Genomic DNA, 25,210 nt, shown 5'->3' with positions numbered 1-25,210 from the left:
GGTTCTGTCTCCTGGTTGGTGCGCCGGGCTTGAGCCCGGTCGAATACCTGAATGGCCCTGTCCGGCACGACTCCGGACAGGGCGCAGGCAGTGTAACCATGAAACAAAGCGCAGGGATATCCTCTTCAGAACGACATTGATGCCCTCAACTCACGAATCAACACCCATCGAAAGGTCAGACCCGGGCATGTTCCAGCGTGGCCAGGTAGTGATGGATCTGCGCCACCACGGCCGCGCCCTCGCCCACTGCGGCAGCCACGCGCTTGGTGGACCCCGAGCGGACATCGCCAATCGCGAACACGCCGGGCACGCTGGTTTCGAGCGTGTAGTCGGCCCGCTCGGTGCAGGAATGATGCGCGTCGTAGCCAGTCAGGATGAAGCCCTTGTTGTCGGTTTCCACGTGGCACGACCGCAGCCATTCGGTATTGGGCGCGGCGCCGATGAACAGGAACACGTGGCGCATCGACACCGCCACGCATTCCGGCCCCTGCGCCCGTTCCTTGTACCGGACGGTGGAAAGCCAGCCATCGCCCTCCATCGCCGTGATCTGCGAATGGGTATGCAGATGCACGTTCGGCAGGCCCTTGAGCCGGTCGATCAGATAGCGCGACATGGTGGCCTCCAGCCCCTCGCCGCGCACCAGCATGTGCACCTCGGCCGCGTGCGACGCCAGGTACACCGCCGCCTGGCCCGCCGAATTGCCGCCACCCACCAGCATCGCGTGTTCGTCCTTGCACAGCTTGGCTTCCACCGGCGACGCCCAGTAGTAGACGCCGCGCCCCTCGTAGCGGTCCAGCGAATCGATCTCGGCACGCCGGTATTGCGCGCCGCTGGCAATCACCACGGTCCGCGTGGGAATGCGGCGACCGTCGGCCAGTTCGAGTTCGATCGGATTTTCGCCACAATGCAACGCCTTGGCTTCTAGCGGAATGGCGACGTGGGCACCGAACTTGAGCGCCTGCACGAACGCGCGGCCGGCCAGCGCCTGGCCGGAAATGCCGGTCGGAAAGCCCAGGTAGTTCTCGATGCGCGCGCTGGCGCCGGCCTGGCCGCCGGGCGACCGGCAATCGAGCACGGCCACCGACAGCCCTTCGGACGCCGCGTACACGGCCGTTGCCAGCCCGGCCGGACCGGCCCCGACCACGATCACGTCATAGACGTGGTCCGGGTCGAATTCAGGCACCAGCCCCAGGCAACTGGCGAGCTGGCCTTCGTCCGGCGCGCGCAGCACGCTGCCGTCGGGGCAGATCACCATCGGAAAATCGCTCTGGGGCGCCTTGCTGATATCGAGCAGGCACGTGGAATCGGTGTCGGTCTCGATGTCGATCACCCGGTGCGGATGCCCGTTGCGGCGCAGGAATGCCTGCAACGCCAGCAGCAGCGGCTCGGTGCCCTTGCCTACCAGCACCGGCCCGCCCCCCTGCTCGATAAGTCCCACCCGGCGCAGGATCAGCGCCCGCATGATCCGCTCGCCCAGGTCGGCCTCGGCCACCAGCAGCGCGCGCAGGCTCGGCGGCGGAATCACCAGGATCGTCACATCCTCAAGGGCCACGGCATCCACCAGCGCGGGCTTGCCGGTCAACTGCCCCACCTCGGCCAGGAATTGGCCCGGCCCTTCCTCGGTGATCGGGGTGCGGTGGCCAAACCCGTCGCGACGATCGATCCGGACGCGCCCGGTCAGCACCACGTGCATGCCGCGCCCCGCATCGCCCACCTGGAAAATCAGCTCGCCGGCCTGCCATGCGCGCACCTGGCCAAAACGCCGGATGCGGTCGACTTCCGCGTGCGTCAACGTGGGGAACATCTGGTGCCGGCGCGTTTCCAGGTTCGAGAACGGCGCCTCCAGCTCGGTCAGCGTCGGCTGCGCCGCCTGTGCGTCATCGGTGTCAGGATTGGCGTCGAGTTCCGACGTCGCCTGGGTCATCTCCATGCTTTCCCCCGTTGCTGTGAAGCGGCCGGCCACGCCGGCGCGTGATGCATCGATCGAAGACTGCGAAGACTGCCTGGCCGGTCATGCCGGCCGCGCTGGAAAGGATAGTAGCCCCGCCAGCGCCGAAACACATCCCGGAGTTTGCAGGCCACCGACAAGCGCCCTGCCTGCACCACCATTGCGCAGGATCATGAAGCGCCGGCGAGCCTGCATGTATGGTTCTCGCCGCAACGCCTTGCCGCACGTTACGACCTTGGCGTGCCATCTTCATGACTATGAAAAATCCGACTGATCTTCAGAGCTTTAAATCATGGTGAGAATATTAAGCGGTCGCTACACTGTGCTACGCGCCTCCAAGACGCACCGTCCGTCACGGACCCACGAGGCCCCTGGCGGCAGATCAGACAGCCCCCAGCAAGGAGACTAGATGTACCGCGATCGCATTCGCCTGGCCGCCCTCCAGGACAGGATCATGTCGGCCGATGAAGCCGCAGGCCTGATCCGCGACGGCATGACTGTCGGCATGAGCGGATTCACGCGTGCCGGCGACTGCAAGGCCGTTCCCGTCGCGCTGGCGCGCCGCGCCGCCACCGATCCGCTCCAGATCACGCTGATCACCGGCGCCTCGCTGGGACACGACACCGACAAGATCCTGGCCGAAAGCAATGTGCTGGCGCGCCGCCTGCCCTTCCAGTCCGACGCCACGCTGCGCCGCAAGATCAACGGCGGCGAGGTCATGTTCATCGACCAGCATCTGGGCGAAACCGCCGAACTGCTGCGCAGCGGCCAGATCGGTCCGGTCGACATCGCGGTCATCGAGGCCACCGCCATTACCGAGACGGGCGGCATCGTCCCCACCACCTCGGTCGGCAACTCCGCCAGCTTCGCCAAGATGGCAAAACAGGTCATCATCGAACTGAACCTGAACATGCCGAGCGGGCTGGAAGGCCTGCACGACATCGCCTTCCCGGTGCAGCGGCCGTATCGCCAGCCGATTCCGCTGATTGCCGTGGAGCAGCGCATCGGCCTGCCCTACATCCCCATCGACCCGTCGCGCATCGCGGCCATCGTCATCACGCAACGCGACGACAGCCCGTCCAACGCGCTGCCGCCCGACGCCGAGACAAACCAGATTGCCGGCCACCTGAACGCCCTGCTGGAACGCGAAGTGCGCGCGGGCCGCCTGTCGCCGACCCTGCAGCCACTGCAGGCCGGCATCGGCACCATCGCCAATGCCGTGCTGCACGGCCTGGCCGATTCGCCATTCCACGATCTGACGATGTATTCCGAGGTGCTGCAGGACAGCACCATCGCACTGATCGACGCCGGCAAGATGCGCTTTGCCTCGGCGGCGTCGATGACGCTGTCCGCGCCCGTGTATCGCCGCGTGCTGGACAACATCGAGCACTACAAGAGCAAGCTCGTATTGCGTCCGCAGGAGATCAGCAACCACCCCGAGGTGCTGCGCCGCCTGGGCCTGATCACCATCAACACCGCGCTGGAATGCGACATCTACGGCAACGTCAACTCCACGCACGTGGGTGGCACGCACATGATGAACGGCATCGGCGGCTCGGGCGACTTCGCGCGCAATGCCTACCTGTCGGTGTTCGTCACGAAGTCGGTGGCAAAGGACGGCAAGATTTCCAGCATCGTGCCGATGGTGACGCACGTCGACAACAGCGAACACGACGTGGACATCCTCGTCACCGAGCACGGCCTGGCCGACCTGCGCGGCCTGGCGCCACGCGAGCGGGCGCTGCAGGTCATCAACAACTGCACCGACCCGGCCTATCGCGACAGCCTGCTCGACTACTACCGCCGGGCCTGCCTGCGCGGTGGGCAGACGCCCCATGTCCTGGAGGAGGCGTTCGCCTGGCACACCCACTATCGCGATCACGGCACCATGCTGACGCCAGCCGGCAAGCCGGCCAACGAACCGCTGGCAGCCTGACCCGCGCTAATCCTCCATCAGGACCCGCAGCATGCGTTGCGGGTCCACCAGGAAATCCCGCGTGATCTGGTAGTGCTCGGTCTCTTCGTAGGCAATGCGCTCCACGCCGTTCGCCGAGCACTGGTAGATCCATGCCTCCGGATAAGCCATCAGGATTGGCGAATGGGTCGCGATCAGGAACTGCGACCCCTCTCGTACCAGGTCATGCAGCCGCGAGATCACGGCGAGTTGCCGGGCCGGCGACAGCGCCGCCTCGGGTTCGTCGAGGATATATAGCCCCTGCCCCTGGAACCGCTCGGTCAGCAGGGTCAGGAACGCCTCGCCGTGCGACTGCTCGTGCAGCGACTTGCCGCCGTAGGATTCGATCACGGGCGGGCCTAGCCCGGGCGCCTCGTCCAGCCGCTCGATTTCCGTAGCCACATTGAAAAAGCTCTCCGCTCGCAGGAAGTAGCCACTGCGCGGCCGGCGCACGCCCTTGGCGATGCGCAGGTATTCGTGGAGTTCGGAATGCGAGGCCCGAGTGGCGAAATTGAAGTTTCGACTACCTCCCTCCGCATTGAAGCCCAGCGCCACGGCGATGGCTTCCAGCAGCGTCGATTTACCCGATCCGTTCTCGCCTACGAAGAAAGTCACCCGGGGGTGCAGATCGATATGGTCGAGCGTGCGCACCGCCGGCAGGCCGAACGGGTAACGGTCGAAATCGGGCACCTTGTCCCGTAGCAAGGTGATACGGCTGGCGAACTGGGAGGAAAGCATGGGTTCGGCTGGTTCGGCTGTCCGGGGGAATGGACTGAATGCTCACATGGACGGCGCGCCCGCGCCAGCGTCGCACACCGGCCGTTGCGGCAATGTGTCCGACGTTCGCCGGTTTGACTTCACCCCCCTCCGACAATCGCTCGCCGACACATGTTCGTGCGCGTTTGTGTCTTTTGTGTCCAAAACGCCATTTTTTCCCGGCGTCCTGATAGCGTCTCTGCTCAATGCTTTTCGTCAACCGCCTCGTGAATTGTCAGTTGACAACTCGCAAGCAGCCGCATATCGTGGGAGGCCTGATGGGTCGGGAAAAACATCCAAAAAAGGAAATCGAAGCCGCAGTCCAGTACGCGGAAGGTGAATTCTGGCGCTGCAAGCTGGGCGGGGCACGTGCCTGGGGCAAGCTGTATTGCCCCTATCACTGCGCCGCCTGCCGCTGCTGAGAATTCTGCATCGTGTCGATCTGGAGCACGCCGCGCAACGCGGAACTGCATGCGCGGTTCCTGCGTCGCGTGGTTGACCACTGCGCCATCCATCAGAGCCGTAAAGCGCCCCCTGGTGTCTCGCACTGACAGGACAACATGGAATACAACTTCACCCTCAAATACCAGCTGTCCGACTCGAACAACGACCACGACGACGTGGTAGAGCGCCTTGGCGCCAGTGGCTGTGACGACGCGCTGGTCGGCATCGGCATCCCGGGGCGCATTGCGCTAATGTTTGCCCGGGAAGCCGACACGGCACATGGCGCCATCGTCAGCGCGCTGGCCGATGTGCGCCGCGCCGTCCCCGACGCGCGGCTGATCGAGGCGACGCCAGACTTCGTCGGCCTGACCGATGTGGCCGAAGCCGTCGGGGTGTCGCGGCAGAACATGCGCAAGCTGATGACCAGCTACCCCGCGTCGTTTCCGCTGCCGGTACACGAAGGGTCAGCGTCTGTCTGGCACCTGGCGGACGTGCTCCGCTGGCTGGCCCAGCGCGGCAGCTATGACCTGGACCCCGCGCTGATCGATGTGGCGGAAGTCACGATGCAGGTGAATCTGACGCGCAGCGCGACGCGGCTGGTGCCGGAAATCCGGCACCAGCTGGAGTTGCTGGTCGCCTGACTGGTCATTTCCACCATCCCGGCCCTTTTTGCCGGACGGGAAGTGGCCTATCCTCTCCACACGACAACCTGTTCAAGACCCGACGGGCGATGCTGCCCCGACCACAACGACCATGGAAAAGACCGCATTCGTGTTCGCCGGCGGCGGCAGCCTGGGCGCCATTGAAGTTGGCATGCTCCGCGAGCTGGTGAACTGGGGCATCACGCCTGATCTGGTAATCGGCGCTTCGGCCGGCGCCATCAACAGCGCCTACTTTGCTACCAATCCGCACGCGGAGGGCACGGCGAAGCTGGAAGGATTGTGGCGCAGCATCACCCGGGCCGAGGTGCTGCCATGGTCTTGGCGCAGCATGCTGGGCATGATCATGGGCAATCGGGGCCATCTGGTGGAGTCGATGGCACTGAAACGGCTGCTGAAACGCCATTTTGGCGAGGCGCGCATAGAGGACGCGGTTCTGCCGCTGCACATCGTCGCCACCGACATGCATAGCGGCGCCGAAGTCCTGCTGTCGTCGGGCAATATGGTCCAGGCCGTGCTGGCCAGCGCGGCCATTCCCGGCGTGTTCCCGCCGGTGGAAATCAACGGCCAGAAGCTGATCGACGGTGGCGTGGCCAACAATACGCCCGTGTCGACAGCCATCCGGCTTGGCGCCACCCGCATCATCGTGCTGCCAGCCGGCTTCGCCTGTGCCGAGCGGCGTCCGCCCAAGGGCGCGATCGAGCACGCGTTCAATGCGCTGTCGCTACTGGTGGCGCGGCAGCTGGTGCACGATCTGGAACGCTGGGGCGACCAAGCCCACATTGCCGTGGTACCCCCGCTCTGCCCGCTCGATGTTTCGCCGTACGACTACAGCCGTTGTGGCGAGCTGATCGATCGCGCCGCGGCGGCGACGCTGGCCTGGCTGCGCGCCGATGGGCTGTCCAGCCGCCGGGTGCCTGGCGCGCTCGAGCCCCACGAGCACGATGCCGAAAACCCAAGTTGCAGCGCCGACATTAGCCTGCCTGCCGCCGGCGCCCCGCATGTCCACCACCACGCACACGACCACTCGACCACGCATGGCGGCGTCCACTGACATGGGCATTGTGCTGCCGGGCAAGCGCGACTGGGTGCAACGCGACGCGTCCGCGCGCCAGATGGAGCGCATCGAGGCGTTTTTCGGGGGCCATGGCTACGACATGCACCGCCATGACACCTATGCCATCGGCCGCACGCTGGCCGGCGTCCAGAGTTTTTCCTATCGACGAGGCGTCGTTCATAGCCAGCCAGGTGGCACCATCGTGCTGCATCCGGACGAGCCGCACGATGGCCATGCCGGCACCGACGCAGGATTCCACTACCGGATGCTCTACATCGAGCCCGCGTTGATCCAGCGCGTGCTGGGCGGCAGGCCGCTGCCATTCGTGGCCGGTGGGCGGTCCGACGATCCGCGGCTGTTCGCGGCGGCCGGCACCTTGCTTCAGGCCATGGACAGTGCCATGGATCCCCTGGAGGAGGATGACGCCATCTTCGACCTCGCGCACGCGCTGGCCGCAGCGGCCGGGGTGGCGCGCGGACGCCAGGCGGTGGACTATCGCGCCGCCGAACTGGCCCGGACCTGCCTGCGGGACAATCTGGATCGTCCGGTGACGCTCGACGAGCTGGAGCAGGCCACTGGCCGCGACCGCTGGAGCCTGTCGCGCGACTTCCGGGTGCTCTATGGCACCAGTCCGCATCGCTATCTGGTGATGCGCCGACTGGACCTGGTCAGGCGCCTGGCGGCGGCGGGGCAGTCGCTGGCCGATGCCGCCGCGTGCGCCGGGTTCACCGACCAGAGCCACATGACCCGCCATTTCACGCGCGCGTTCGGACATTCACCCGGCCGCTGGCTGCGCGCCCTGCGCGGCGCCGCGACCTGAGCCTGCACGATCGTACAAGACCGTACGCCGCCGAGCGGCGCAGACTTGGCCGCCTGTCCATTGCGCCACAAGGAGCCCTGTCATGCAGCCATCGCCAGTCGCCGCACCCACCCACCGCGCCGCCAACGCCAACGCCATCAATTTCGCCCAGAAGCTGAGCCTGTTCACCGATCGCTGGCAGCCGCGCGTCATTGCCGAGATGAACGACTACCAGTTCAAGATCGTCAGGATCGAGGGCGAGTTCATCTGGCACCAGCATGCCGATACCGATGAGACGTTCATCGTGCTCGATGGCCAGTTGCGCATCGAGTTTCGGGACGGGCATGTGATCGTGAACGCCGGCGAAATGTACGTCGTGCCCAAAGGGGTCGAACACCGGCCAGTGGCCGCCGCCGAAGTCCGCATGCTGCTGATCGAGCCACGCGGTGTGGTCAACACTGGCGACCAGGGCGGCGACCGGACGGCGCAGAACGACGTCTGGCTCTAACCAAGGTAGTTGGCATCGAGGTAGTTGGCATTTGCCCAACGCATCCCAACCAAGGTGTTGGGAAGAAATAGCAATTCGTCCAGTTTTATCCTCCAGATGTGACGGGCGCCACGCGCCCGGTTCGCCTATCCCGATGGCATGTTCCCTGCAATCAGACGTATCGAGCGCGGCGCCGCGTCTCGACCCTGATCCGGAGCGATTTGCTCCTTTCCCGGAGAACTGCCATGTTGATTCCGCCACTGTTGCGGCCGGGCGTCGTCGCGCTGCCTCGCCCGAGCCAAGCCCGCGTCATCCGCTACCGGATTCGCGGCTTCATCCTGCTGCTGCGCGTGCTGCTGCTCTGCTTCCATACCGCCGCCCATGCCGACAAGGCGCTGCCCGCGCCGGCCGCACCGCGCCCGGCTCCCAATTTTCTGGAAGCCGTGGCCACCGACTACGCGAACAGCCACGTGTTCTACGCGGTAGAGGGCATCGTGCCGGTCCGGGAGCCCCGTGCCGCACCGGCCGAACCGGCGCCCGCTCCCCAGACACCAGCCTCGGCCGCCGCAATTGTTTCGCCGGCTGCCGCGAACATCCGCCGAGTGAACGCGCGGTGATCCGCTGCGCACCCGGACCCGGCGTGCAGTCTTTACATGCAGCCTCGCAACGCTTGCATGGGAACGGCACCGCCCACAGCGGGTGCTGACGCCCGCCACGCCAGCCTGCACAAGGCTCACGGGCGACGGTACGAAACTTGCCAGACTCCTGGAATGGCCAGCGGCGCGACGCGGCATGCCGCATTGCACGCATGGCGATCCCGCAACTTTCAGGAGCGCAAGATGGGCGACTACTACAGCGAGCGCAATCGCCGGAACACCCCCTGGCGAGCCGACCGCGCCGACGACAACAGACGCGATGACGACCTTGGCGATCCCTGGGACGATGAGCGCGGCTCACGCATGCAAGATCAGGACTGGCAGCCCGAGTCGTTCGGTGACAGTTGGGACGACGCGCGGCGCCGCCAGCGGCTGACGCCGGGTCAGTTGAGCGAGGGCGGGCCCGCGCCATCGGGCTATCGCGGCAGCGACGATCAGGGCAGCGACCTGCAATACGGGCTGAACGGCGGCTATGGCACGTCTCCGGACGACGATCAGGACTGGCGCCAGAGAGAGCAATATCGCAGCCGCCAGTACGCCAGCGAGTATGGCGACTACGGTGACCCGGGCGACGAACGCCGTCGCGCCGACTACGGCGTGCAGCGCCGACAGGGCGAGTTCAGCCGCGACTTCAGCCAGCATCGCTCGGCAACCGGATATGGCGGCCGGGATGAATCGGGCGGCTACGGCCAGCGCGACGACTGGCGGGGTAGCCAGCAAGGCCGCTACGCCGGCACTACCGGCATGGGCGACAGAGGATCAGGCGGATATCGCGACGAGCACGGCTTTGGCAACGCAGACCAGGCCTGGTTGCGCGACGCGGAACGGCGCGCCCCGGCATATCGGGGTCAAGCCAGTCGTCAGGGCGACAATCAGCGCGGCGGTCAAGGCAGCGGCCACACCGCCTACTTCAACGATCTGCGCAGCGATACCCGCTACTGGACGGAACCGCGCGACGAATGGGGCGAAAGCCGTCCGCCCTACCACGCGCAGCGCTACGGGCGCGACTATATGGGCGGCGGCCAGGGCTTCAGCGGCTATGACGAGGAGTTGGGCTATTCGCCATCAGGACGCGAGTCGGGCGGCCGCTGGCGCGACGGGCAGCGCGAAGGGCAGCACGAAGACTGGCGCGAGCACGACGAGAACCGCGAAGACGAACATGGCGCGCTCTACAACCTTGGCCACCGCATCGGCCAGGCGGTCAGCGACTGGTTCGGCCCCGGCGCCATGGAAAAGCGCGCCGGCCCGCGCGGCTACACGCGCACCGACGACCGCATCCGCGACGAGATCTGCGAACGGCTGACCTTCACCACGGGCATCGACGTGCGCGAAGTATCGGTGGACGTCGACAAGGGCAAGGTCACGCTGGGCGGCACCGTGCACACGCGCGGCCAGAAATACGATATCGAGGACCTGGCCGACAACACCTTCGGCGTGATCGAAGTGGAAAATAATATCCGCGTGCAACGGCAGGATGTGGATGCCGCCGTGACCGGCGCCGGAGGCTTCAACGGCTCGTAAGGCCGGCGGCAAGTCCGACCTGATCGTGCAGGAAAGCGCCCGCTGCGAAGCGGGCGCGCTTCTTTACCGCCTGGGTCTTTACCGCCTAAGCCTTCGCCGCCGCAGTCCTTGCAGCCTAGGCCGCCAACCGGAACACGCTCACCGCCTGCTCCATCCGCTCGGCCTGCTCCTGCAGGGCCCGGGCCGCCGCGGCGGCCTCTTCCACCAGCGCAGCGTTCTGCTGGGTGACCTGGTCCATCTGCGTCACCGCCTGATTCACCTGCGCAATGCCGCCGCTTTGCTCGTGCGATGCGCGGCTGATCTCGTCCATCATCGTCGTCACGCGCTGCACCGCCGTCACCACTTCGCTCATGGTGGTGGCGGTGTCGACGGCCAGCGCCGTGCCATCGGCGACCCGGCCTGCCGATTGCGAAATCAGCGTACGGATTTCCTTGGCCGAATTGGCGGCGCGCTGGGCCAGCGTGCGCACTTCGCCCGCCACCACCGCAAAGCCCCGTCCCGCCTCGCCGGCACGCGCGGCCTCCACGGCCGCGTTGAGGGCCAGGATATTGGTCTGGAACGCAATGCTGTCGATCACGGCGATGATGTCGACGATCCGGCGCGAATCGGCCTCGATCTCGCTCATGGTCTGGCGCATGCGGCCCACCGACTCGCCGCCCGCAACGGCAATGCCGGCAGCCTCGGCCGCCAGCGAACTGGCCTGGCTGGCGTTGCCGGCGTTCTGCTGCACGATAGACGTCAGTTCCTCCATGCTGGCCGCGGTCTGCTCCAGCGACGACGCCTGCGCTTCGGTCCGTTGCGACAGGTCGGCATTGCCTTGCGCGATCTGTCCGGCCGCCACCAGCACGTTCTGCGCGCTGTCGCGGGTATCGCCGATGATGCCGCGCCAGGCCTCCACCAGCGTCATCAGGTGGCGCTTGACGTCGCTGAGTTCGTCCCGCCCCCGCGCTTCGATCCGCACGGCCAGGTCGCCGTCGTTGATGCGCGCCACCAGGTCGGCCACATCGCGCACATCGTCGCGCATGCCACGGCTGAAACCGGCGAACAGGTAAAGCGCGCCGCCCACGGTCAGCAGCGCAATGGCTGCCAGCGCGGCCAGCTTGCGCTGCTCGGCGGCCACGCGCTGCGCCAGCATGGCGCCCGCCAGAGCCGTGAATTCGCGGCTGACCGCCGACACGGCCTCGATCGCGGCCGTGCCCTCGGCAAAGTACGACTTGGCATCGATCGTGATGCCGGCCGATCCCAGCATGCTGACCTTGAGCGTGCGATAGAAGTTGTCCACCGCTGCCAGCTGCTTCATCGCCGCGCCCACCCGGTCTTGATACTGCGGCGCGGCGCGCTCCACGCGCGCCATGTCGCGGCGGGCAGCCTCCAACCCGTCCAGGATCTGGTCGGCCAGCGCGGCCTGGTCGGCCTGCTGCGCGGCGTCGGAATAGCCGCCCTGCGCGATGATGCCGGCGCCGCGCCCACGCGCCAGCGCGCTCACTTCGGCCAGCTTGGGCATCGGACCCACGGTCAGGTTGATCAGGTAGTAGGAGCCGGCCTCCGGATCCAGGGCCAGCGACGAATGGTCGGCCACGTCGCCAATGAACAGGCGCGTCTGCTTGACCAACGCCGTATGGCGCTCGAACAGCGGCGCGGCCGGCGTGTCGAGGCCGAGCTTGCGGATCTGCTGCCACGATTCGTCCAGCTTCTGCACATCGGGCACGATGGCGAACGATTCGATGGCGCCGGTTTCGCCCAGCAGGCTGGCCAGATGCTGCGCGGCCTTGCCATCGGCAGCCTCGAAGGTGGGCCGGAAACTGGTGTTGCCAAGCAGCACGCCATTGGCGGCGCCACGGCGCACCTGTGTTTCGCGCATGAAGTCCAGCGCCATACCCACGAGCTTGAGGCCGCGCTGCTCGTCCTGCGTATCGCGGATCGACTGTACAGACTGGTTCAGCACCGCGAACATCGCCCCGCACAGCGGGATCAGGAACAGTACGGACAGCAGCACCAGCTTGCGCGTGATGGTCAGGCGGGACATCAACCGGGTGGCAGGGGTCAGGAATGCGGTCACGATCGTCCTAGTTATCGAGGGTCTCATTGCCCGCTGTAACGGCTTCAATTCGTAGGAATAAAGCCATTTTTCCCGCTATTTCGCTGGCTTTTTGATGTCGCACAAATGCAGTGCGATCGGCGCACAACGCCAGTGCCGCGCGCACAAAAAACGCGCGGCCCGACTGCACTTTTCATGCAGTCGGCCGCGCGCTGGTGCGCTGCCCGGAAGATGCAAATTTACGCCGTGGCGCCGCCGTCCAGGCCGATGGTCTGACCCGAGATATAGCGCCCTGCCGGCGATGCCAGCAGTACCGCCAGACCGGCCACGTCGCTGGCCTCGGCAATGCGGCGCATCGGGATATTGGCCGACAGCGCCTTCTCGCGCTCGGGGTCGCCCCACAGCGCGTCGCGCGAGAAGTCGGTACGTACCGGGCCCGGGTTGATGCTGTTGACGTTGATGTTGTACTGGCCCAGCGTCTGCGCCAGGTTGCGCATGGCCAGGTCGGTGGCGCCCTTCGAGATGCTGTACAGCGCCAGCATGGCGGAGCCGCGCCGCGCGGCAATGCTCGACATGAAGATGATCGAACCGTCCTTGCGCTCGATCATCTGCGGTGCCAGCGCGTTCACCAGCACCAGATTGCCGCGCACGTTGCCGGCCATCACCTCGTCGAACTGCTCCGGCCCCTGCCCCAGCATCGAACCCACTGCCGTGCTGCCTGCCGCGTTCAGCACCAGTGCGTCGACGCGGCCGAACCTGGCCAGCACCTGATCGGCAAAGGCGCGCACGCTGTCGACGCTGACGATGTCGCAGGCAATGCCGGTGGCATCGATGCCCTGCTCGCGCAGGCCGGCTGCGACCTTGTCGGATACGGCGGCATCGCGGCCCGACACCACTACGCGAGCACCGGCCTGGCCCAGGGCGCGCGCCATTTCCAGGCCCATGCCCTTGGTGGAGCCGGTAACGACCGCGACGCGGCCGGACATATCGAACAGCTTGAACATGACGGGTTCTCCTTTTGCGTGAGGAAAGGGTTTCAACTTCTAACGATTCAACGATTTCAACGTCTGCCACGGATGCCGCCAGCATCCTTGCTTGGATGATGAACGACATCTATTGAATAAAGTATGGACATCATCTAAACTCGGGTCAAGCTGGTTTTTCAAGAAATTGCGATAGGGAGATCGATATGGCACGCGCATCACGGGCAGTCGCCGATCAGCATAGGACAGCTATCGAGGCGGCGTCGGCACGCCTGTTCCGCCAGCACGGCCTGCACGGCGTGACCGTGGCGCAGGTCATGGCGGGTGCTGGACTGACCCATGGCGGTTTCTACGGTCATTTTTCGTCGAAGGACGAACTGGCGGCGGTGGGCTGCGCGCGGGCCTTTGCGGATTCGGCGGCGCGCTGGCAGCAGCGGATCACGCAGGCTGGCGGCGATCGCCACGCCGCCCGGCGCTTTCTGGTGGACCAGTACCTGAGCGAAGTGCATCGTGATGCACCCGAGCACGGCTGCCCGGCGTCGGCGCTGGTGGGCGACGTGGCGCGCGAGCCGGCCGGCAAGCCCGTGCGCGGCGCGTTTCTGGATGGCATCGGGCAGTTGCTGGCCGCCTGGAAGTCACTTGCCCCGGACGCGACAGCCAGTGGCACTGCCGCCGACGCCGACCGCGCCCACCGCACCGCCCTGCTGGAAATGGCCACGCTGGTCGGCGCCATCACGCTGGCACGCGCCACGGCAGGCGATGCCTTGTCCGACGAGATCCTGGACGCCGCCCGCGCCTGGCTGCTGGATACCAGCGAGGTAGCCCCGGCCTGATCGCCCGGACATCGCCCCGCAACGCCTCGAATCGCCCCAACACCGCCCCTTCTTACACACCATCGCCCCCAACGGAGCCCCATGTTTGCGCAAGCCCTATCCAGCCGGCTGGACCGGCGCGGCATCCACTACGCGTGGATCGTCGCGGCCATCACGTTCTGCGTGATGCTGACCACTTCCGCCGCGCTCGGCCTGCCCGGCGCCTTCCTGAAACCGCTGACCGCCGAAATGGGCTGGAGTACCGACCAGGTGTCGTCGATCCTGGCGTTCCGCTTTGCGCTGTTCGGGCTGATGGCGCCGTTCTCGGCCATCCTGATGGAGCGCTTCGGCGTACGCAATGTGGTCTGCGCGGCCCTGGCGCTGATTGCCGGCGGCATGGCACTGGCCACGGTATCCACGCAGATCTGGCAGCTGTTCGTGGCCTGGGGGCTGATGCTCGGCGTCGGCTCCGGGCTGACGGCCATGGTGCTGGCCGCGCTGGTGGCCAATCGCTGGTTCACCGCGCGGCGCGGGCTGGTCATTGGCGTGCTGACCGCGAGTTCGGCCACTGGGCAACTGGCCTTCCTGCCCGTTGCGGCCTGGCTGATCGAGCATATGGGGTGGCGCGTGGCGGTGCTGCCGGTGCTGGCTGCATGCGGCGCGCTGGCGGTGGTGGTGCTTGGCTTCATGCGTGCCCGGCCATCCGACGTGGGTCTGGCGCCCTATGGCGAGGTGCCGACGGCGGTTGCCGCAGCGCCCGTGCCGGCAGCCCCGATGTCGTGGGCGGGTCCGTTCGTGGTGCTGCGCGACGCGGCACGCACGCAGACGTTCTGGATCCTGGCCGGCACGTTCTTTATCTGCGGGCTGTCGACCAACGGGCTGATCCAGACGCACTTCATCTCGCTGTGCGCGGACTTCGGCATGTCGGCCGTACCGGCCGCCTCGGCGCTGGCGATGATGGGCGCATTCGACTTCGTCGGCACCATCATGTCCGGCTGGCTGTCGGACCGCTACGACAGCCGCAAGCTCCTGTTCTGGTACTACGCGCTGCGTGGCCTGTCGCTGTTCTGGCTGCCGCACTCGGAGTTCACGCTCTACGGCCTGTCCGTGTTCGCCATGTTCTATGGCCTCGACTGGATCGCCACGGTGCCGCCCACCATCAAGCTGGCCGGCAGCACGTTCGGCCGCGAGCGCGCCCCGATGGTGTTTGGCTGGATCTTCGCTGCGCACCAGATCGGCGCGGCCGCGGCGGCGTTCGGCGCCGGGCTGTCACGCACGCTGTGGCTGACGTACTCGCCGGCGCTCTACGTCGCCGGCAGCGCCTGCCTGGTGGCCGCCCTGCTGGCACTGATGGTGCGCCGCCAGGCCACGCAGGCCGCGCCGCAACCGGCGCAGGCCTGAGACACTTCCTTTTGGTCTCTCAGCGTTCGTGGCTCGCGGCCACGAACGCGTCGATCAGGGCGGCAGCCGACGCGCGCTTGAGCGCCGACTGCCGCACCAGCACCCCGATCTCGCGATACAAGGGCTGGCCCGGCATCGGCACTTCCTTGATGTGCGGGGTCTGCCGCAGCGGCACCAGCGCCGACGGAATGATCGCGCAGCCCAGCCCCTCGCTCACCATCTGCAGGATCACGGCGGGCTCGTCCAGCTCCATCCCTTCGCGCACCCACAGCCGGTGGCGCCGCAGGTAGCGATCCACCAGCTGCCCGCCCGTGGAATGGCGGTTGTAGCGGATGAAGGGCACGGTCTCCAGCAGCGTCTTCAGGGTGTCCGGCGCGTCGGGCGGCGCCACGGCCACAAAGCGTTCGTGGATCAGCGGCACCCATTTCAGTTCCGGCGGAATGCCCAGACGTGGTTTCACCAGCACGGCGATATCAAGCTCCCGGGCATCCACCTGGGTCAGCAACTGGGTCGACATGCCCGGCACGATGTTCACATGGGTGTCCGGATGCGCCACCCGGAAGCGCTGCATCGCCTGCGGCAGCAGGCTCGATTGCACGGTGGAGACAGCGCCCAGGTCCAGCGGCGCCATGTCGCGCTGGGCGCGCGCACCTTTCATCGATTCGTAAAGCCCGACGATCCGCGCGGCATCGCCCAGCATCTGCTGGCCTTCGTCGCTCAATGCCACCGATTTACCCGAGCGATCGAACAGCGTACAGCCCAGATCCTCTTCCAGCCGGCGGATCTGGGTGCTCACGGCCGATTGCGTCAGGCCAAGTCGCGTGCCGGCGGCGGAAAAGGAGCCGGTCTCGGCGGCCACGAGGAAGGTCTTGAAATAGCGTAGCAAGGGGCGATTCAAGCATCGAAATTTTCGATACTTAGGCAAAGAATGATTCGTTTCATATTACGAGTTCTGCTGATTACAATCAACGACACACTCCACAACCGCCCTGCAAAAGAGTCACTGCGATGAGCGCCACGCCCTTGTTCCACCTTGCCTTCCCGGTTCACGACCTTGCCGCCGCACGCCAGTTTTATGGCGACCTGCTGGGCTGCCCCGAAGGGCGCAGTTCTGACGCCTGGATCGATTTCAACTTCTACGGCCACCAGGTCGTGGCGCATCTGTCGCCGGACGAATGCGGCCACCGTGCCACCAGCGCCGTGGACGGCGACGACGTACCGGTACGCCATTTCGGCGCGATCCTGCCGATGGCCGAATGGGAACGCCTGGCCGACAAGCTGCGCGGCGCCGGCACCCGGTTCGTGATCGAGCCGCACGTGCGCTTCAAGGGCCAGGTTGGCGAACAGGCCACGATGTTCTTCCTGGACCCGTCGGGCAACGCGCTCGAATTCAAGGCGTTTGGCGACCTGAGCCAGGTGTTTGCGAAGTAACCCCGGGCAATCCTCCCCCACTGATATAGAGAGACAGAACGAGACATGACCGATTTCGTGATCCAACCCGCGCCGCAGGCCAGTGTGGCCGTTGCCGGCAGCCAGGCCCGTTTTCCGATCCGCCGCGTGTTCTGCGTGGGTCGCAACTACGCCGCGCACGCCCGCGAGATGGGCAAGGACCCCGACCGCGAACCGCCGTTCTTCTTCACCAAGCCGGCTGACGCCGTGGTGGCGGCCGAAGGCGCCGTGCCGTATCCGCCGCTGACCGAAAACCTGCATCACGAGATCGAACTGGTGGTGGCAATCGGCAAGGCCGGCGCCAACGTCAAGCCCGAGCAGGCGCTGGATCTGGTGTGGGGCTACGGCGTGGGCGTCGACCTGACGCGCCGCGACCTGCAGGACGTGGCCAAGAAGATGAGCCGCCCGTGGGACTGGTCGAAGTCGTTCGACGCGTCGGGTCCGTGCGGCCCGCTGCAACCGGCCTCGGCAATCGGCCATCCGGCCAAGGGCGCCATCTGGCTCAAGGTCAACGGAGAAACGCGCCAGGAAGGCGACCTGACCGAACTGATCTGGTCGGTGGCCGATGTCATCGCCTATATCTCCGAGGCCATGACGCTGCAGCCCGGCGACCTGATCTTCACCGGCACCCCGGCCGGCGTGGGCACGCTGAACCCCGGCGATGCGGTAACGGCTGGCGTGGAAGGTGTCGGCGAGATCGCTTTCACGATCGGCAAGCGCTAAGCCTGGGCTTCTGGCTCCTCGAAGCGGTGGCGTCCCGGCGACGGGGCACCATCGTTTTCTCTTTTAAATTCAATAAATTACGATTCCGAAGGGGCGTTCCTAGAGCAAACCCTCCACTTCGTACATCGGAATTTCTTCAAATTCCCCTTGCTTATCTATCTAGTAGTAGATAATATTCGAGCCATGGACGACGCAACGCAGCAAACAAACTAGGCAGCGCGGCAGAATCCAAGCATCACAAGGTTGTTTGTCAGTACCGGAAGCGGTCTTTTTTTTAGCACCAAGTCTCTATCTAGCAGTAGATAGCAGCAACGGAAAAGACCCTGATTCGCAGCACAGACATCGGCCAGCGATCCACACACGAACCGAGATCGCCGGCCTTGCAAAGGAGAGCATCATGAACGCCAAGACCATCGTTACCGCCGCCGCCCTCGCCGCCGCCTTTGTTACCGGCGCAGTCCAGGCAGCTCCCGCCACGCAAAAGGCTGGCGAAGTCTACGGTTACAGCTATCGCGTACAAGACCAGCGCAGCGCCTTCACCGATGGCGCCCGCCAAGGCAAGTTCGATTCCTTCAGCGAAGGTGCCCGCATCGGTAACCGCGACGCCTTCACCGACGGCGCCCGTGTGACGAACCGTGATGGCCTGGTGGCCAGCGTCAGCGGCAGCCGCGATGTCTACACCGACGGTGCCCGCGTGACGAACCGCGACGGCCTGGTGCCCAGCATCGGCAACCGCGACGCCTACACCGATGGTGCCCGCGTCGGCAAGGCCGACCCGTTCACCGACGGCGCCAAGATCGGCAAGTTCGACCCGTACACCGATGGTGCCCGCACCGTCGCCGGTCTGGACCTGAAGGGTGTGTCGGCTGCGCCGGCCCGTACGGTAGACCCGTACACCGACGGCGCCAAGGCTGCCCCGTTCGACCCGTACAGCGGCGGCGCCCACACCGTGGCCGGCCTGGACCGCACGGGTGTCTCGTCCGAACCGTCGCGCAGCTTCGACGTGTACACCGACGGCGCACTCGCCTGAGCCCCTCGCAACGGCCGCGGTCCGGTAAATGCCGGGCAGCGGCCGGAACAGATACTGGAGTTTCATCATGACCTTGCGTGACACAGCCCTGATCCTGGGCGGCTGGGTGGTGCTCTGCGTCACCAGCGGCGCAGTCCTCTCGCTGGTTGCGCAGTCGCTGTCCATCTGACTGAAGACGGACGGGCGAACAACCGGAGGGTCCGCCACCAAAAAGGGCGCGGACAATTGACATGAAAACGCATTCCGTACGCGATCAATTGCTCGAGCACGCCTCCGTGCTGATCCGGCAACGGGGCTACAACGGTTTCAGCTACCGCGACCTCGCGGAGCTGGTTGGCGTGAAGACATCGAGCATCCACTACTACTTCCCGGCCAAGGACGATCTGGTGCTGGAAGTGGTGCGCCTGTACCGTGAACGCTCGCAGGCCCGGCTGGCGGGTATCGACACCTCGCTGCCGCTGATCGAGCAGGCCGAGCGATATGTGGGCCCGCTGCGCAATGACATCGAGCTGAACCAGATCTGCCTGGCCGGCATGCTGTCCGCCGAGGTGCTGGCGTTGCCCGATGCGATCCGCAGCTACCTGCAGGCGCATTTCCAGGCGAACGAAACCTGGATCACGAACCTGCTGCGCCGCGCCGAAGCCGAACGCGGCCAGCCGTACCCGGTGCCGCCGCAGTTGCTGGCCAAGGTGCTGTATGGCGCGATCCAGAACGGCATCATCACCGCGCGGATGTCGGGTTCGAGCGACCGGCTGGATGCCGCGGCCGATATGCTGCTGGGTGCCGTGCGCGGTTCGATGTGCGCGGTGACCGAGCACGAACCGGCGATGGCCTGATGGCCTGAACAGTTTTCTGGGCGCCCCGGTTCAGGCGCCCGACGCCCGCCGTCCGCTCTCACGACGGGCGTCACCCGTTTCTCCGACGCCGGGGTGGTCCCCCGGCGATTTTTTTGTTTACGGGGCGGCCTTCTTTGTGGCCGCCTTCTTTGTGGCCGCCTTCTTTGCGGCCACCTTCCTTGTGGCCACCTTCTTTGCGGCGACCTTCCTTGTCGTCACCTTCCCTTCCGGCTCCCCGCCGTCACGCTCGATCACCACCCACGTCGGGGCATGATCGCTGGCCTTCTCCTCGCCGCGCACCCATTTGTCGACGCCGGCATCGCGCATCCGCAAGCCGGGGCTCAGCAGCAGATGGTCGATCCGCAGCCCTGAATTGGTCTGCCAGTGCTGGCGAAAATAGTCCCAGAACGTGTAGATTTTCTCGTCGGGATAGCGCGCCCGCAGCGCATCGGTCCAGCCCTGCGCCAGCAGGCGCCGGTAGCACGCGCGGCTTTCCGGCTGCAGCAGCGCATCCTTGAGCCATGAACGCGTGTTGTAGATGTCGTCGTCGGTGGGCACCACGTTGTAGTCGCCGGCGATGACCACCGGGTGGCCGGCATCCAGCAGCGTCTGCGCGTGGCGGATCAGCCGTTCAAACCAGGCCAGCTTGTAGTCGAACTTCGGGCCGGGCTGCGGATTGCCGTTGGGCAGGTACAGGCACGCGACCAGCACGCCCTCGACGGCAGCCTCCAGATAGCGGCTCTGCGTGTCTTCGTCGCCGCCCGGCAGGCCGCGCCGCACCTCCACGGGATCGGCGCCCCTGGCCAGGATGGCCACGCCATTCCACGACTTCTGCCCGTGCCAGATCGCGCCGTATCCGGCCGCGCGGATCTCGTCGATCGGAAACCCCTCGTCCACCGTTTTCAGTTCCTGCAGGCAGGCCACGTCGGGCGCCTCGCGTTCCAGCCAGGTCAGCAGCGCCTGCAGGCGCGTGCGCACGCCGTTGATATTGAAGGTGGCGATCTTGAGCGGATGCATCGGAAAGTCCTCCGGTTCAGGCCGGTTTTCATCTTAGATTCCCGCGCCGGGATTTCCTGTCGGTGTCCGATCACTGTATATTCATACAGTCCTGCAACCCCCAGCCCTTTTTGCGTCTTGTCCGCCACATCCACAGACCCGCCCCGCTATACCGTCGCCGTGCGCACCTTGTGCGAGTTCACGGCCAAGGCGGGCGATCTCGACCTGCGCTTCACGCCGTCGCCCACCGGGCAGGAAGGCGTGGCCGGGCATGGCGTGGTGACAAGCCGGCGCGGGCCCGGCTATGAAGCCGAGGTGGCCCTGTCGGGCGATTTTGAAGGCCTGCGCGTGCGCGGGCGGGCCGATGGCTACAACCCCGTGACCAACCGGGTGGAGGAAATCAAGACAGTGCGCGGCCAGAAGGTGGAGATTCCGCTGAACCACCAGGCGCTGCACTGGGCCCAGGCCAAGATCTATGGATGGCTGCTGTGCGCGTCGCGCGAACTGAAGCAGATCGACGTGGCGCTGGTGTATTTCGACATCGTCAGCCAGCAGGAACGCGTACTCAAGGAGCGCTTCGACGCGCAGGCGCTGCGCGCGTTCTTCGAGGATAGCTGCCGACGCTTCATGCACTGGGCCGAGCGCGAAGCCGCGCATCGCACGGGCCGCGACACCGGCCTGGCTACGCTGGCCTTTCCGCACGGCACGTTCCGCGACGGCCAGCGGCTGCTGGCCGAATCGGTCTACAAGGCCAACGCGTCCGCGCGCACGCTGCTGGCGCAGGCGCCCACCGGCATCGGCAAGTCCATCGGGACGGTGTTTCCGGCGCTCAAGGCCATGCCGACCCAGCGCATCGACAAGGTGTTCTTCCTGTCGGCGCGATCCACGGGCCGCGCCGTGGCGCTGCATGCCACACGGCAGCTCAGGCAGAACGCCGACGAGACGCCGCTGCGCGTACTGGAACTGACCGCGCGCGACAAGGCCTGCGAACATCCCGACCTGGCCTGCCACGGTGAATCGTGCCCGCTGGCGCAGGGCTTCTACGACCGCCTGCCCGCCGCCCGCGATGCGGCCAGCCGCGCGCCGCTGCTGGACCGCGCCACCACGCGCGACATCGCCCGCGCGCACCAGGTCTGTCCGTATTACCTGGCCCAGGAGATGATCCGCTGGAGCGATCTGGTGGTGGGCGACTACAACTACTACTTCGACCGCAGCGCGCTGCTGTATATGCTGACCGCCATGAACGAATGGCGCGTCAGCGTGCTGGTGGACGAAGCGCACAACCTGGTGGACCGGGGCCGCGCGATGTACACGTCCACGCTCGACCATGCGGCGTTCCGTGGCGTGCGCCTGGCCGCGCCCGCCGCGTTGAAGCGGCCGATGGACCGCGTCTACCGGCAGTGGAATACGCTGGCCAAGTCCGGCGATGCCACGTACGAAACACGCGACGACGAACCCGCCGCGTTTGTCGAGGCGCTGGTGCAGCTTTGCACGGCCATCATCGACGACATGAGCGCGCATCCGCAGCGGCACGACACTGCGCTGGAGCGCTTCTATTTCGATGCCATGCATTTCCTGCGACTGGCCGAGCAGATGACCGAGTACGGCGGCAAGCATTCGCTGTTCGACATCACGCGCACGCCGCGCAAGCGGACTGGCGTCGACGCAGACCTGTGCGTGCGCAACCTGTTGCCCGCCCCCTACCTGGCTCCGCGCTTCGCGGGCGCGCATTCGACCACGCTGTTCTCGGCCACGCTGCAGCCCGCCGACTACTACCGCAACCTACTGGGGCTGCCTGCCAGCGCGGTGTGGGTGGAAGTGCCCTCCCCGTTCCAGGCCGATCAGCTCGACGTCCACGTCGCGCGCCATATCTCCACGCGCTACACCCAGCGGCAGCGCTCGCTGCCCGCCATCGTGCAACTGATGGCCGACCAGTTTGCGCGGCGTCCGGGCAACTATCTGGCGTTCTTCAGCAGCCACGACTATCTGCAGCAGGCGGCTGCGCTGCTGGCCGGACAGCACCCCGACATCCCCACGTGGTCGCAGGCGCGCGGCATGACCGAGGCGGGCCAGGTGGCCTTTCTGGACGCCTTCGCGCCTGGCGGCCAGGGCATCGGCTTCGCGGTGCTCGGCGGGGTGTTTTCCGAAGGCGTGGATTTGCCCGGCGATCGCCTGATCGGTGCCTTCGTGGCCACGCTGGGCCTGCCGCAGATCAATCCGGTCAACGAGCAATTGCGCGAGCGCATGGAGACGGTATTCGGACAGGGCTACGACTACGCCTACCTGTACCCCGGCCTGCGCAAGGTGGTGCAGGCCGCGGGCCGCGTGATCCGCACCCAGCAGGACCGCGGCGTGGTCTGGCTGATCGACGACCGCTACACGCGCGCCGAAGTGCAGGCGCTTTTGCCGGCATGGTGGGAAATTCTTACCGGGCCGCCAGTGCACGCGCGCCCGCTGTCACTGGCAGAATGACGGCTACGCCGCTGGCGCGAAAATCGCGTGTCAGGGCATCAAACCATCACCCCCATGTATCGACGGAGCCCCAACCGATGAGCATGACCCACACGTTTGCCACGACAGAGCCGTCGCGCGACGAGATCAATGCGCTGCGTGGCGCCACCATCCTGGAGTTCGGCACCCCCTGGTGCGGCTTCTGCCAGCGCGCACAGCCGCTGATCGAGTCGGCCTTCGGCCAGCACCCGGCCATCGGCCATATCAAGGTGGAGGACGGCAGCGGCCGCCCGCTGGGCCGATCGTTCCGCGTCAAGCTCTGGCCAACGCTGGTGTTCCTGCGCGACGGCCAGGAAGTGGCGCGCCTGGTGCGCCCGAGCGACACCCGGGATATTACGGAGGCCATGCGCAAGATCGACCAGTGATGGCCCTGAGCACCCATCCCGGGTTCGCTTTGTCCCACTGAACGTTCCATTCGTGCCTTGATGATGGACGAAGGGCGGCGCTAAGGTTGTGCCTGCCCTTTTTGGCCGTTTTCCGATTGCAGTGTTTGCCGATTGCAATCGTGTGACGGCCCATCACAACATCAAGGAGACAACACGTGTTCCAGCCCCAACGCCGCAAGGTGCTTGGCCTGGGCGTGGCCGCCACCGGCGCCGCCCTGCTGCCCCAGATTTCGTTCGCACAACCGGCCGCCCGGCCCGGCGGCACCCGCCTGATCCTGCTGGGGACGAAAGGCGGGCCACGCGTAGGCGGGTCGCGCTCCAACCCGGCCAACCTGCTGCTGATCAACGGCGTGCCCTATGTGATCGACTGCGGCACGGGCGTGTCGCGCCAGATGGTCAACGCCGGCGTGCCGCTATCGGCGCTGCGCTACGTGTTCATCAGCCACCACCATTCGGACCACGATCTCGAATACGGCAACCTGATCTATAACGCCTGGGCCACCGGCCTGAACCAGACCGTGCATGCCTACGGGCCCAGCGGCACCGCCGAGATGACGCGCACCTACTGGGCGCTGAACCGCTTCGACATCGACACGCGCATCGCCGACGAGGGCCGCCCCGACATCCGCAAGCTCGTGGAAGCCACCGATATCACCGACAACGGCGTGGTCCTGCAGAACGCGGACGTCAAGGTGACGGCCTTCCGCACGCCCCACCCGCCCATCGTCAACAACTTCGCCTACAGGTTCGAGACGGCCGATCGCACCATCGTGTTTTCCAGCGACACCGCCTACAACCCGAAACTGGCCGAATTCGCCAAGGGCGCCGACGTGCTGGTGCACGAGGCCATGTACGGTCCGGGCATCGACGCCCTGGTGGCGCGCGTGGCCAACGGCGCCACCATCAAGAAGCACTTCCTGGAAAGCCACACCCTGACCGAAGACGTCGGCCGCATCGCCGCGGCGGCGGGCGTGAAAACGCTGGTACTCAGCCACTTCGTGCCAGGCGACGACGACCGCATCACCGACGAGATGTGGGCCGCCGATGTCCGCAAGCACTACAGCGGCCGGATCGTGGTGGGGAAGGATTTGATGGAGGTGCGGTAGGGCCAGCATGATTGGCTCCCCTTTCCCATGCAATGGGACAGGGGAGCAAACAAATGCAGACGCCTACAAATCCAGCGGCATCGCGCTCGTGCACTTGATCTCGTCCAGGCACACGCTCGACTTCACGCCGCTCACGCCGGGGATGCGCATCAGGGTGTCGAGCAGGAAGTCCGACAGCGACTTCAGGTCCTTGGCCACCACCTTCAGTACGTAGTCGATGTCGCCGGTCACCGAGAAGCACTCCTGGATCTGTGCCAGTTCGGCCACCAGTCCCTTGAATTTGGACAAATCGCGAATATGGCCGCGTTCCATCGTCACGTGGATGAAGGCCGTCACGCCAAACCCCAGCGCCGTGCTGTCCAGCCGCGCCTCGTAGCGCTTGATGATGCCGCCTTCCTCCAGGCGGCGGTGGCGCCGCAATGTCTGGGCCGGTGACAGGTTGATCGCCTCGGACAGTTCCAGGTTCGACGCGCGCCCATGTTCCTGCAGTTCCGCCAGCAAGCGGCGATCAATGCGGTCGAGGTCGGTTTTTTGCATGCTGATTTCCTCGCATGGCAGTTTGACGAAATTTTATCTCATCTCTCAGGGTTTCCCTGCGTGCCTTACGAAATCCTATTTAGCGAGGCGGGTTCTACAATTTCCTCACGTTGTGCAGCGC

General features: G+C 66.0%; 23 protein-coding genes and 1 pseudogene. 17 read left to right on the top strand and 7 right to left on the bottom strand.

The annotated features are described in order from the left end of the window. Positions 1–175: 175 nt before the first annotated feature. Positions 176–1,930, bottom strand: a complete 1,755-nt coding sequence (locus CYJ10_RS14515; RefSeq protein ID WP_101682201.1) for an FAD-dependent oxidoreductase — start codon at positions 1,928–1,930, stop codon at positions 176–178. 427 nt (positions 1,931–2,357) lie between these two features. Between CYJ10_RS14515 and CYJ10_RS14510 the strand changes: the two genes are divergently transcribed. Then, positions 2,358–3,884 carry an acetyl-CoA hydrolase/transferase family protein gene (locus CYJ10_RS14510; protein WP_101682200.1) on the top strand — a complete coding sequence of 509 codons (1,527 nt, stop codon included), beginning with the start codon at positions 2,358–2,360 and terminating at the stop codon, positions 3,882–3,884. A 6-nt stretch (positions 3,885–3,890) separates the two neighbouring features. Here the strand turns inward: CYJ10_RS14510 and CYJ10_RS14505 are convergent, their stop codons facing one another. Continuing rightward, positions 3,891–4,640, bottom strand: a complete 750-nt coding sequence (locus CYJ10_RS14505) for an AAA family ATPase (protein WP_101682199.1) — start codon at positions 4,638–4,640, stop codon at positions 3,891–3,893. Between the two features lie 296 nt (positions 4,641–4,936). Between CYJ10_RS14505 and CYJ10_RS34740 the strand changes: the two are divergent. The 7 genes and pseudogenes from CYJ10_RS34740 (at position 4,937) to CYJ10_RS14470 (ending at position 10,281) form a co-directional block, all read left to right on the top strand. Beyond that, a pseudogene (locus CYJ10_RS34740) lies at positions 4,937–5,209 on the top strand (hypothetical protein). Positions 5,210–5,218: 9 nt separating this feature from the next. Continuing rightward, positions 5,219–5,743, top strand: coding sequence for a helix-turn-helix transcriptional regulator (locus CYJ10_RS14495; protein ID WP_101682198.1), 525 nt, complete (start codon positions 5,219–5,221; stop codon positions 5,741–5,743). Positions 5,744–5,855: 112 nt separating this feature from the next. Continuing rightward, positions 5,856–6,815, top strand: coding sequence for a patatin-like phospholipase family protein (locus CYJ10_RS14490; protein WP_101682197.1), 960 nt, complete (start codon positions 5,856–5,858; stop codon positions 6,813–6,815). Then, positions 6,799–7,638: an AraC family transcriptional regulator gene (locus tag CYJ10_RS14485; protein WP_374703270.1), complete on the top strand. Its 840-nt coding sequence runs from the start codon at positions 6,799–6,801 to the stop codon at positions 7,636–7,638. Before CYJ10_RS14490 ends, CYJ10_RS14485 begins: the two co-directional genes overlap by 17 nt. An 82-nt stretch (positions 7,639–7,720) precedes the next feature. After that, positions 7,721–8,125 (top strand): cupin domain-containing protein, encoded by a 405-nt coding sequence (locus CYJ10_RS14480; RefSeq protein ID WP_101682195.1) that lies wholly within the window; start codon positions 7,721–7,723, stop codon positions 8,123–8,125. A 224-nt stretch (positions 8,126–8,349) separates the two neighbouring features. Continuing rightward, positions 8,350–8,721 (top strand): hypothetical protein, encoded by a 372-nt coding sequence (locus CYJ10_RS14475; protein ID WP_101682194.1) that lies wholly within the window; start codon positions 8,350–8,352, stop codon positions 8,719–8,721. A gap of 222 nt (positions 8,722–8,943) precedes the next feature. Then, positions 8,944–10,281 carry a BON domain-containing protein gene (locus tag CYJ10_RS14470; RefSeq protein WP_257993337.1) on the top strand — a complete coding sequence of 446 codons (1,338 nt, stop codon included), beginning with the start codon at positions 8,944–8,946 and terminating at the stop codon, positions 10,279–10,281. A 115-nt stretch (positions 10,282–10,396) separates the two neighbouring features. On the opposite strand, the gene CYJ10_RS14465 is transcribed toward CYJ10_RS14470, so the two are convergent. Together CYJ10_RS14465 and CYJ10_RS14460 are read right to left on the bottom strand one after the other, a co-directional pair. After that, the gene (locus CYJ10_RS14465; protein WP_101682438.1) at positions 10,397–12,307 is read right to left on the bottom strand and encodes a methyl-accepting chemotaxis protein; all 1,911 of its coding nucleotides are present in this window, start codon (positions 12,305–12,307) and stop codon (positions 10,397–10,399) included. Positions 12,308–12,558: 251 nt separating this feature from the next. Continuing rightward, positions 12,559–13,323 carry an SDR family NAD(P)-dependent oxidoreductase gene (locus tag CYJ10_RS14460; RefSeq protein WP_101682193.1) on the bottom strand — a complete coding sequence of 255 codons (765 nt, stop codon included), beginning with the start codon at positions 13,321–13,323 and terminating at the stop codon, positions 12,559–12,561. Positions 13,324–13,508: 185 nt separating this feature from the next. On the opposite strand from CYJ10_RS14460, the gene CYJ10_RS14455 reads away from it, so the two are divergent. Next, positions 13,509–14,135 carry a TetR/AcrR family transcriptional regulator gene (locus tag CYJ10_RS14455; RefSeq protein WP_101682192.1) on the top strand — a complete coding sequence of 209 codons (627 nt, stop codon included), beginning with the start codon at positions 13,509–13,511 and terminating at the stop codon, positions 14,133–14,135. An 81-nt stretch (positions 14,136–14,216) separates the two neighbouring features. Continuing rightward, positions 14,217–15,515, top strand: coding sequence for an MFS transporter (locus tag CYJ10_RS14450; RefSeq protein WP_101682191.1), 1,299 nt, complete (start codon positions 14,217–14,219; stop codon positions 15,513–15,515). A gap of 19 nt (positions 15,516–15,534) precedes the next feature. Here the strand turns inward: CYJ10_RS14450 and CYJ10_RS14445 are convergent, their stop codons facing one another. Continuing rightward, on the bottom strand, positions 15,535–16,401 hold the full coding sequence (locus CYJ10_RS14445) for a LysR family transcriptional regulator (protein WP_101682190.1): 867 nt from the start codon (positions 16,399–16,401) through the stop codon (positions 15,535–15,537). A gap of 122 nt (positions 16,402–16,523) precedes the next feature. Between CYJ10_RS14445 and CYJ10_RS14440 the strand changes: the two genes are divergently transcribed. From CYJ10_RS14440 to CYJ10_RS14425, 4 genes are all read left to right on the top strand, one after another. Beyond that, on the top strand, positions 16,524–16,946 hold the full coding sequence (locus CYJ10_RS14440) for a VOC family protein (protein ID WP_101682189.1): 423 nt from the start codon (positions 16,524–16,526) through the stop codon (positions 16,944–16,946). 45 nt (positions 16,947–16,991) lie between these two features. Next, the gene (locus tag CYJ10_RS14435; RefSeq protein ID WP_101682188.1) at positions 16,992–17,687 is read left to right on the top strand and encodes a fumarylacetoacetate hydrolase family protein; all 696 of its coding nucleotides are present in this window, start codon (positions 16,992–16,994) and stop codon (positions 17,685–17,687) included. A 397-nt stretch (positions 17,688–18,084) separates the two neighbouring features. Next, on the top strand, positions 18,085–18,717 hold the full coding sequence (locus tag CYJ10_RS14430) for a copper resistance protein CopQ (protein ID WP_101682187.1): 633 nt from the start codon (positions 18,085–18,087) through the stop codon (positions 18,715–18,717). A 230-nt stretch (positions 18,718–18,947) separates the two neighbouring features. After that, positions 18,948–19,553: a TetR/AcrR family transcriptional regulator gene (locus CYJ10_RS14425; RefSeq protein WP_101682186.1), complete on the top strand. Its 606-nt coding sequence runs from the start codon at positions 18,948–18,950 to the stop codon at positions 19,551–19,553. A gap of 117 nt (positions 19,554–19,670) precedes the next feature. Here CYJ10_RS14425 and xth read toward each other — a convergent pair whose 3' ends face one another. Further along, a complete protein-coding gene (xth, locus tag CYJ10_RS14420; protein ID WP_101682185.1) occupies positions 19,671–20,570 on the bottom strand; it encodes an exodeoxyribonuclease III in 900 nt (299 codons plus the stop codon). A 117-nt stretch (positions 20,571–20,687) separates the two neighbouring features. Here xth and CYJ10_RS14415 point away from each other — a divergent pair, with 117 nt between their 5' ends. The 3 genes from CYJ10_RS14415 to CYJ10_RS14405 all read left to right on the top strand — a co-directional run bounded on the left by CYJ10_RS14415 (position 20,688) and on the right by CYJ10_RS14405 (position 24,552). Beyond that, positions 20,688–23,021, top strand: coding sequence for an ATP-dependent DNA helicase (locus CYJ10_RS14415; protein WP_257993334.1), 2,334 nt, complete (start codon positions 20,688–20,690; stop codon positions 23,019–23,021). Positions 23,022–23,098: 77 nt separating this feature from the next. Then, a complete protein-coding gene (locus tag CYJ10_RS14410; protein WP_101682183.1) occupies positions 23,099–23,425 on the top strand; it encodes a thioredoxin family protein in 327 nt (108 codons plus the stop codon). A 176-nt stretch (positions 23,426–23,601) separates the two neighbouring features. Then, positions 23,602–24,552: an MBL fold metallo-hydrolase gene (locus CYJ10_RS14405; RefSeq protein ID WP_219621467.1), complete on the top strand. Its 951-nt coding sequence runs from the start codon at positions 23,602–23,604 to the stop codon at positions 24,550–24,552. Between the two features lie 63 nt (positions 24,553–24,615). On the opposite strand, the gene CYJ10_RS14400 is transcribed toward CYJ10_RS14405, so the two are convergent. Continuing rightward, a complete protein-coding gene (locus tag CYJ10_RS14400) occupies positions 24,616–25,089 on the bottom strand; it encodes an Lrp/AsnC family transcriptional regulator (RefSeq protein WP_101682182.1) in 474 nt (157 codons plus the stop codon). Positions 25,090–25,210: the final 121 nt, after the last annotated feature.

Origin of the sequence: Cupriavidus pauculus (assembly GCF_002858765.1) — a bacterium.
GTDB classification, from domain to species: Bacteria; Pseudomonadota; Gammaproteobacteria; order Burkholderiales; family Burkholderiaceae; genus Cupriavidus; species Cupriavidus pauculus_B.
The sequence above is the reverse complement of the archived record's forward strand: the minus strand, read 5'-3'. Positions and strand labels throughout refer to the sequence as shown.

What these genes read in the sequence shown, in the direction of transcription:
- CYJ10_RS14515 (WP_101682201.1), bottom strand. Translation starts at nt 1,930, where the DNA reads ATGGAGATGACCCAGGCGACGTCGGAACTCGACGCCAATCCTGACACC.
- CYJ10_RS14510 (WP_101682200.1), top strand. Translation starts at nt 2,358, where the DNA reads ATGTACCGCGATCGCATTCGCCTGGCCGCCCTCCAGGACAGGATCATG.
- CYJ10_RS14505 (WP_101682199.1), bottom strand. Translation starts at nt 4,640, where the DNA reads ATGCTTTCCTCCCAGTTCGCCAGCCGTATCACCTTGCTACGGGACAAG.
- CYJ10_RS14495 (WP_101682198.1), top strand. Translation starts at nt 5,219, where the DNA reads ATGGAATACAACTTCACCCTCAAATACCAGCTGTCCGACTCGAACAAC.
- CYJ10_RS14490 (WP_101682197.1), top strand. Translation starts at nt 5,856, where the DNA reads ATGGAAAAGACCGCATTCGTGTTCGCCGGCGGCGGCAGCCTGGGCGCC.
- CYJ10_RS14485 (WP_374703270.1), top strand. Translation starts at nt 6,799, where the DNA reads ATGGCGGCGTCCACTGACATGGGCATTGTGCTGCCGGGCAAGCGCGAC.
- CYJ10_RS14480 (WP_101682195.1), top strand. Translation starts at nt 7,721, where the DNA reads ATGCAGCCATCGCCAGTCGCCGCACCCACCCACCGCGCCGCCAACGCC.
- CYJ10_RS14475 (WP_101682194.1), top strand. Translation starts at nt 8,350, where the DNA reads ATGTTGATTCCGCCACTGTTGCGGCCGGGCGTCGTCGCGCTGCCTCGC.
- CYJ10_RS14470 (WP_257993337.1), top strand. Translation starts at nt 8,944, where the DNA reads ATGGGCGACTACTACAGCGAGCGCAATCGCCGGAACACCCCCTGGCGA.
- CYJ10_RS14465 (WP_101682438.1), bottom strand. Translation starts at nt 12,307, where the DNA reads ATGTCCCGCCTGACCATCACGCGCAAGCTGGTGCTGCTGTCCGTACTG.
- CYJ10_RS14460 (WP_101682193.1), bottom strand. Translation starts at nt 13,323, where the DNA reads ATGTTCAAGCTGTTCGATATGTCCGGCCGCGTCGCGGTCGTTACCGGC.
- CYJ10_RS14455 (WP_101682192.1), top strand. Translation starts at nt 13,509, where the DNA reads ATGGCACGCGCATCACGGGCAGTCGCCGATCAGCATAGGACAGCTATC.
- CYJ10_RS14450 (WP_101682191.1), top strand. Translation starts at nt 14,217, where the DNA reads ATGTTTGCGCAAGCCCTATCCAGCCGGCTGGACCGGCGCGGCATCCAC.
- CYJ10_RS14440 (WP_101682189.1), top strand. Translation starts at nt 16,524, where the DNA reads ATGAGCGCCACGCCCTTGTTCCACCTTGCCTTCCCGGTTCACGACCTT.
- CYJ10_RS14435 (WP_101682188.1), top strand. Translation starts at nt 16,992, where the DNA reads ATGACCGATTTCGTGATCCAACCCGCGCCGCAGGCCAGTGTGGCCGTT.
- CYJ10_RS14430 (WP_101682187.1), top strand. Translation starts at nt 18,085, where the DNA reads ATGAACGCCAAGACCATCGTTACCGCCGCCGCCCTCGCCGCCGCCTTT.
- CYJ10_RS14425 (WP_101682186.1), top strand. Translation starts at nt 18,948, where the DNA reads ATGAAAACGCATTCCGTACGCGATCAATTGCTCGAGCACGCCTCCGTG.
- xth (WP_101682185.1), bottom strand. Translation starts at nt 20,570, where the DNA reads ATGCATCCGCTCAAGATCGCCACCTTCAATATCAACGGCGTGCGCACG.
- CYJ10_RS14410 (WP_101682183.1), top strand. Translation starts at nt 23,099, where the DNA reads ATGAGCATGACCCACACGTTTGCCACGACAGAGCCGTCGCGCGACGAG.
- CYJ10_RS14400 (WP_101682182.1), bottom strand. Translation starts at nt 25,089, where the DNA reads ATGCAAAAAACCGACCTCGACCGCATTGATCGCCGCTTGCTGGCGGAA.